This is a genomic window from Acinetobacter sp. YH12126, from assembly GCF_013418745.1.
In the GTDB taxonomy this organism is placed as follows: domain Bacteria; phylum Pseudomonadota; class Gammaproteobacteria; order Pseudomonadales; family Moraxellaceae; genus Acinetobacter; species Acinetobacter amyesii.
On record NZ_VPBM01000038.1, the window covers coordinates 1 to 7,454 of the forward strand.

Sequence of the window (7,454 nt, forward strand, 5' to 3'; positions counted from 1 at the left end):
AAGTATTTGGATTGTCACTGCTTGCTCCAAAGTTAACATGTTGAGCAGTCCAAAATGACCGCTATATTAACCAAGGGGGTCAGTTTTTAAATGCCATTAGGGGGTCATTTTTACACTGCCGCTAACACCATAACACCTTGTATACCTAGCTTCTGCATCAATCGAGCAACTGTACAACGTGCGATAACATAACCTTCACGTTTCAATTGTTGCCAGACCTTAAGCACACCATATCGGCCTGAACTTTCTTTCCAAATTCGTTTAATTTGTTCAGCATGATGCTACATCATGTAGATCTCGTTTCGCTCGATGTTCTGGATTGTCAGCGAGATCTAAAGTTCGTTAATAGGTTGAAGCTGAGATCGGTAAAATCCTACAAATCGCATCAACACCGTATAACACTTTATTATTATGGATGAAATCCATTATTATTTGTGTGGGCGGTCGAGCTCCGCCTGGACGAAAGCACGCTTTAATTCTTTAATTTCACGTTCCATTTGCTTCATTTTTTCTTGATCAGATATCTGTTGTACTTTAATAGGATTTTGCTGATCTAAATGCTTTTGATGCCAGGCACGAAGTGTTTCAGGAGTACAACCAATCTAACGGATGGCTCTAGTCCTCCTATTTTTCAAGTCAATTTCTTATCCGCGATTCGGGTTATATAGAAACTTTTTAGATGAATATTCAATCTTCTAATATTTTATTAGCAATTTTCAAATGTGATTCTGCACCTTTTAGATAAACTTACTCGTGTATATGAATTTTATCGTATAAAAATGGGAGCAAAGCTCCCATTTGACTTCTAGCTACTTTTCTAAATTTTAGCTAAATAAAATTTTTCTCTTTAGCACCTTCTGAATCTAAATAGTTCTCTAAAGAATCATCGAGAGCTTCTAACCAAGGCGTATGATGTGGTCTTGCCATTTTTCCAGTCATAACTGAACGATACGTTTTATCTCTAAATTCCATAATATTTTCTTTCTTGTGCTTTTTCCACTGCATGAAAATATTATGCACCCCATCAACGTCAAAATTAGGGTAATCTGTTTCACTAATTAAATATTTCACATATTCACCTTGGAAACGTGCTTTCTTTTCATCTGTACTTAGAGCTTTCTCTTCTAAATGCTTCTTCTCAGTATGATGTTGCATTTCCATGATATTTGGCAAAGAAATTTTACCTAATATGATATCTCTAACATACCAAGCTTGGGCATCAAACATATTGAAGGTATACCATTGATCTTGCATACCTAGATAAAATAAACGGGGATTTTTTTCCCATACCACACCTTGGTAAAGATCTAGTGGATATAAACAATTGTGTGTTCTTAAACGCAATTTATCTTCGATAAATGGGAAATGATGAAGATAACCAGTACACAAAATAATCGCATCAACTTTTGCCGAAGTACCATCTCCAAAATAAGCTTTACGTTCATCTACACGTATTAGCTGTTTTTTCTCAGACCAATTTTTCGGCCATCTAAAATCCATCGGTTTGTTACGATAACAACTATAGATTTGCTTCGCGCCATATTTGTAGCATTGTGAACCGATGTCTTCAGCCGAATAGCTACTGCCCACAAGCAGTACCGTTTTATCTGCAAATTCACGGGCATCACGAAAATCATGGGCATGTAAAATACGACCATGAAAACGATCAAAGCCTTTATATACGGGTACTTTTGGTGTCGAAAAGTGCCCTGAGGCTACAATCACATAGTCAAACTCTTCCACATAGTGTCTTTGGTTCTTGTAATCTTCTACTTCAACAGTAAATTTCTTTTTATGTTCATCGTAGCAGACATGCTGCACCGCGGTATTGAATCTGACCAAATGTTTGATCTTGGCTTTTTCCGCACGACCCTTAATATAATCCCACAACACTTCTCTTGGTGGGTAAGAGGCGATGGGCTTTTTAAAATGTTCGTCAAACGTATAATCCGCAAACTCTAATGCTTCTTTTGGCCCATTAGACCACAAGTAACGGTACATACTACTATGAACGGGCTCTCCATTTTCATCTACACCTGTACGCCAAGTATAGTTCCATTGCCCCCCCCAATCACTTTGTTTTTCAAAACATATAATTTCTGGAATTTCTAGACCTTTGGCCTTTGCTGATTGGAATGCTCTTAATTGTGCCATGCCACTAGGACCTGAACCAATAATTGCTATTCTAGTCATCGCTATCTCCATTAGTTTTAATAGCTTCGCCTATCTCCAATTTTGATTTTATTTAGGATCGTAAGAATAGTTTATGTACAAACCTAAATTTATAGATTAAGGATAATCCACTCAAAATAGGATGCGAAGTAAAAAAAAATATTGTAGGCTACATTTATATTGGATATATAACATACAGAAAAGAATAAAAACTATATCATAAAAACTCATATAAAAATATAATATAAATAATAATATTAAATATAACAATTTAACTTCTAAATTTTTTTAATTTAATTTTGAATAACCTGAAGATCAGAGTAAAAAATCCTTACAATATAAAGCTTTAATGCAGAAGATTTTCAAACAACGTTTCATAGCCTAGAATTTTAATCGTATATTTAACATAAAATCTCTTATGCGAAGTCTCTTTTGTAATTCCAAAATAGAAATGTCCGGTTTCTCCAAAGTAAAAATGTCCGCTTTGAGAATATGCACTTCTGCAATTTCCTTAGCGGACGGTTTGATATGTTGGTGTCTATGTCGGATAAAGAACTTAAACGATTGTCGGTCTTGCAGGAAATCTGCGATCAACGCATAACTCAATCCCATGCTGCTCAGCTACTTCATATTTCAGAACGTCAGATCAGACGCTTACTGCAGAAATACAAAGCCCAAGGTCCAGTTGCATTAGCCCATGCTGGTCGTGGCCAAATCAGCAATTCCAAACTTCCTGAAGAACTCAGACTCAAATGCCTCAATATTGTTTCTGACCAACTCCATGGTTTCGGGCCCACTTTAGCGCATGAAAAGCTCACCACCGTACATGGACTCGACCTTTCAGTAGAAACCCTGCGTTCCTGGATGATTGCAGCTGACTTATGGATTCCTCGATCCAAGCGCCTGAAACGCCCGTATCAGCCTCGTTACAACCGGGATTGCTTTGGTGAACTGATCCAAATTGATGGCTCACACCATGACTGGTTTGAAGAACGCGCTGCTAAATGCTGTCTACTGGTGTTCATTGATGATGCCACAGGCAAATTACAGCATTTACGCTTCTGTGAGTCAGAATCAACTTTTGACTATATGATTTCAACACGTTTATATGTCGAACAGCACGGTAAGCCTTTAGCGTTTTACAGCGACAAACATTCAGTCTTTAGAGTGAATCAAAGCAGCAAGAAAGACACCGAGATTACCCAGTTTGGACGTGTACTCAGCACCCTGAATATCGATATCATCTTCGCCAATTCACCACAGGCCAAAGGCCGTGTGGAACGTGCCAACAGAACCCTTCAGGACCGTCTGATCAAGGAGATGCGCCTGGAAGGCATCTACTCGATTGAGCAAGCGAATGCCTGGCTACCCTGCTTCACTGAGCAGTTCAATCAGAAGTTCGCCAAGATGGCTTTTAATCCTAAGGATCTACATCGGCCTATCACTGAAATAGCCGAAGAATTAGATGATATTTTTACTTGGCGTGAACCCCGCAGAGTCACGAATATCCTGACGATTACTTATGATAAATGCGTATATCTCCTAGAAAACACCGAAGAAAATCAAAGGTTGATCGGTAAGTATCTTGAGTTCATGGAATACCCGGATGGTACTGTAGCCCTCATGCATGATGGCCGAAAGATCAATTACAGCCTATTCGATAAATTAAGTCAGCTGAATCAGCGAGAGATTGTTGAGAATAAACGGTTGGGTGCTGTTCTGAATCATATCCAACAACAGCATGAAGAACTGGAACAACAAAACAAACGCAATCGTTCTCAAAAGATGCCAAGTAGACGTGCACAGAAAACAGCGATTCAACAACGAAATCTGAATCCTGTGCTTGACTTGGAAATGTCCATATAGGACATTTCTATTTGGTTATTAGGTAGGACATTTCTACTTGGGAATAACAGTTGTTATTCGTATAAGAGATTTTATGTTAAATATTAAACAGACTAAATAATCAGAGAAAAATAATGGGAATCGAATATTTTATTATTGGAATGAGTAGTAAAGGTGCAGCCACTAAAGAAGAAGTCTTAGAAATTTTTAGCCCTTATTGTATTGAAAAAGAAGAAAATTATTACTTATTAGATTATGGTGATGAGGTCCATAAGGAACATATAGTTCATAATCAATGCCACTTTTATATTGATTTTTATGAAGATAATTTAGCTGTAAAAGATGTAACGATTATTAAGCCATGTGGAGATTTAAAAATGGAACAATCTGTTTTTCAGCTAATACATTTATTTCCTATGATTGTTACTTATCCAGTGGATCCACTCCAAGTCATTACAGCAAATCAAAAATGTATTGAAATTATTAAAGAAGAACATCCTGATTTATTACCTGATTTAACAATAGTGTCATCATTTGAAGAGTACTACGAGGTGATATAGTACTAATAATTTAGCGGGCTAAATTTTGATCCCTTAAGCTCGCATTTTCACTATAATTTTTGAAAATTTCGCATAACGTGTATTATGTCAATTTTAGAGAAACTTAATTTATTCTTAATGCGACAAAATGAATTTAACTTGTACTTTCAGAAAAAAATTCAATAATTACAACCCCAATTACAATAAAACCGATCCCAATATGTGCTGCGAAATCTAATTTCTGCCCCAAGAAGAAATGTGCAACTAAGACACAACCAATTGTGCCAACACCGCCCCAAAGTGCATACACCATTCCTGTTGGTAAATGTTTCAAAGCCAGTCCCGCAAAGACAAATGTAATGGCGTAACATAATAAACTCAGCACAGTTGCCTTTTTATTATTAAAACCATCAGCTTGTGTTAAAAAAAACATCATTAAAATATCAATAACGATGATACAAGCTAGGTATAAATACCCAACATTAGATAAGAACGAAATATTCATAGAAATCATAAAAATATATTTTGTATTACTGTACTTTATCTTAGTAGGTAAATAAGATAGTAAAATCTAAAATTTAGATGATTTTTACACCAAACTATATGGAATAAATAGGTTTTTTTAATCATGCGGACTAAAAAACTGTCGTTAGTAGTCGTACCACTTTTACTTACGGCATGTAGTCAAAGTAATGTTTTGCAGCAAGACGTTTATAACAACCAATATGATTGCCGACAGGATTGGCGATATGAATTATGTGAGCCTGATTCAACAGGTTCTAGTGGTTATGTTTCCGCTTTTGTTGGTCCACAATATTATAAAAAAAATCGTAAAGTTCGTTATTTAGGAAAAGTCGTCAAAGCAACGGGTAAACGCCATAACGGTAACCCCCTTATTTCCACTCAACTCAACTCTGCATCCAAATCCACACCGATACGTGGCGGATTTGGAAGTAGTAGCGGTTCGTCAGGAGGTTAAACAATGAAACGTGTTTTATTACCTGAACGTGAAAATTGGGAACAGATGCATACTCAAATTGGATTTGATTACTATAATCTTCACTCTAGGGATGGATCAATTTATTGGTCTGAGGGTGTTGCTTATGAGTTTACGTTAAAACAAATTGAACAACTTGAAGATGCATCAAATGAATTACATCAAATGTGCTTAAGCATTGCTGATGACATGATTCAACGTGGTAATTACCCTACCTATTTTCAAATTCCAGAACAAGCAATTCCACATATTGAACATTCATGGCGTATTAAAGCCCCTATGCTCTATGGACGCTTTGATTTCGCTTATGATGGCGAAAACATAAAAATGCTGGAATACAATGCGGATACACCTACTGGCTTACTTGAAGCCTCTGTTGCGCAATGGCATTGGGTCGAACAAGTAAATGGCATTCCTAATCGTGACCAATTTAATAGTATCCATGAAGATCTAATTGATCGTTGGGGGCAATTATTCCCTAAAAACACCAAAATCCATTTTGCTGCATGTCAAAGTGCGGGGCGTGAAGATTGGGGGAATTTAGAATACCTTATGGATACTGCTTTCCAAGCAGGGATGAATGTAAGTGAGCTATCCATGAATAATATAGGTTGGAATAGTGAGCAATTTGTTGATTTAAAAAATAAACCAATTGAAAATCTTTTTAAACTTTATCCGTGGGAATATCTCTGGGAAGAAAACTTCTCAAACTTAATATCCAATTCAACACAATGGATCGAACCATGTTGGAAAATGCTTTTATCCAACAAAGCTATTTTAGTTGAATTATGGAAACGCTTTCCAAATCACCCATTATTAGTTGAAACCCATAGTTACGATCCTACACAGCATTATCAAGGAAAGTGGGCAAGAAAGCCTATCCTAGCCCGTGAGGGAGCAAACATTCACATTATGCAGAACAATGTTGATTGCGGTGCTGCATCTGGTAGTTTTTATTTTGATGATTATGATAAAAATGGCTATGTCATGCAGAAATGGGTTAAAACCCCTCTACATGACGGTATGCTTCCAACATTAGGACTTTGGATGGTAGGTGATAAATGTGCAGGGATGTCTTTACGAGAAGATGTATTTGATATTATAGGAAATGATGCTCATTTTGCTTCACATTATTTTATTGAATAACTTACTTTAGGATACCTTTTGATTCTAATAAAAGAGCCGTCAAAAGACGGCTCTTTTTAAATACTATGTGCTGCTACTCGTTTCATATAAAAAACTAAGCGAGTAAAAAATAAAATCTGTAAAAAAATTGTGAATATTGAAATACACCACTCAAACCAAAAATCAAAAGCTGTTCCCTCAAGCTCTAAACCAAAATATAAGCCTAGAAGGATGAATCCAAAAATAAGCCCAGCAACTGTTGTTTGCACTAGAATTGGAAATGATAAAGCTGTAATTCTACCTAGAAAATGCTCTCCACCATCTCCACCATTTGCTTTATATGCAAATTGAATCCCTAGAAACATAATAAAAATCGTCAATATTCCTTCGAAACCAATCACTTGAATATCAGTATATGGGGAATACATCCCGTAATAATAAACAATAGTAATAAGCAAAGCAGTCATTAAATAGTAATTCTTATAGTGTTTCTTCTCTAAAGTATTTGCTGATAATTCATGTGCTAAAGCTTGTGTATTCCAAAAATACATTATTTTTGTCTCTTATTTCACTAAGTTGAACACATTATCAAGTCAATTAAAAAAGTAAAGTAATATATGCTTTTCCATTTATAGTCGTTTTACAACATATTTAACATAAAATCTCTTATACGAAACTCTCACATATTTAGTACTAGAAAACGCAGTGCTGTCTGAATAAAAAATAAAAAGGAAGATATCTCTCCCAAGATATATTCCTTCAAGTTGAATCTTTAG

7 protein-coding genes, 1 pseudogene and 1 other annotated feature are annotated in these 7,454 nt (G+C 35.9%); of the genes and pseudogenes, 4 read left to right on the forward strand and 4 right to left on the reverse strand.

Annotated elements, in window-relative coordinates; all coding sequences use genetic code 11:
- Positions 1 to 131 precede the first annotated feature (131 nt).
- Both FTU62_RS16955 and FTU62_RS16960 read right to left on the reverse strand, forming a co-directional pair.
- A pseudogene (locus tag FTU62_RS16955) lies at positions 132 to 602 on the reverse strand (IS3 family transposase); the annotation flags it as partial.
- Positions 355 to 472: a sequence feature (AL1L pseudoknot), on the reverse strand. (Overlaps the previous pseudogene by 118 nt.)
- A gap of 226 nt (positions 603 to 828) precedes the next feature.
- Positions 829 to 2,193: an NAD(P)-binding domain-containing protein gene (locus FTU62_RS16960; protein WP_180036244.1), complete on the reverse strand. Its 1,365-nt coding sequence runs from the start codon at positions 2,191 to 2,193 to the stop codon at positions 829 to 831.
- 519 nt (positions 2,194 to 2,712) lie between these two features.
- On the opposite strand from FTU62_RS16960, the gene FTU62_RS16965 reads away from it, so the two are divergent.
- Entirely contained in the window at positions 2,713 to 4,038 is a 1,326-nt protein-coding gene (locus FTU62_RS16965) for an ISNCY family transposase (protein ID WP_180103254.1), read from the forward strand.
- Between the two features lie 113 nt (positions 4,039 to 4,151).
- A complete protein-coding gene (locus FTU62_RS16970; protein WP_180103255.1) occupies positions 4,152 to 4,577 on the forward strand; it encodes a hypothetical protein in 426 nt (141 codons plus the stop codon).
- A 133-nt stretch (positions 4,578 to 4,710) separates the two neighbouring features.
- On the opposite strand, the gene FTU62_RS16975 is transcribed toward FTU62_RS16970, so the two are convergent.
- Positions 4,711 to 5,061 (reverse strand): multidrug efflux SMR transporter, encoded by a 351-nt coding sequence (locus FTU62_RS16975; protein ID WP_180079337.1) that lies wholly within the window; start codon positions 5,059 to 5,061, stop codon positions 4,711 to 4,713.
- Between the two features lie 123 nt (positions 5,062 to 5,184).
- Here FTU62_RS16975 and FTU62_RS16980 point away from each other — a divergent pair, with 123 nt between their 5' ends.
- Positions 5,185 to 5,535, forward strand: coding sequence for a hypothetical protein (locus tag FTU62_RS16980; protein ID WP_180079336.1), 351 nt, complete (start codon positions 5,185 to 5,187; stop codon positions 5,533 to 5,535).
- A 3-nt stretch (positions 5,536 to 5,538) separates the two neighbouring features.
- Positions 5,539 to 6,699, forward strand: coding sequence for a glutathionylspermidine synthase family protein (locus FTU62_RS16985; protein WP_180079335.1), 1,161 nt, complete (start codon positions 5,539 to 5,541; stop codon positions 6,697 to 6,699).
- Positions 6,700 to 6,755: 56 nt separating this feature from the next.
- Here the strand turns inward: FTU62_RS16985 and FTU62_RS16990 are convergent, their stop codons facing one another.
- Positions 6,756 to 7,229 (reverse strand): hypothetical protein, encoded by a 474-nt coding sequence (locus tag FTU62_RS16990; protein WP_180079334.1) that lies wholly within the window; start codon positions 7,227 to 7,229, stop codon positions 6,756 to 6,758.
- Between the last annotated feature and the right edge of the window lie 225 nt (positions 7,230 to 7,454).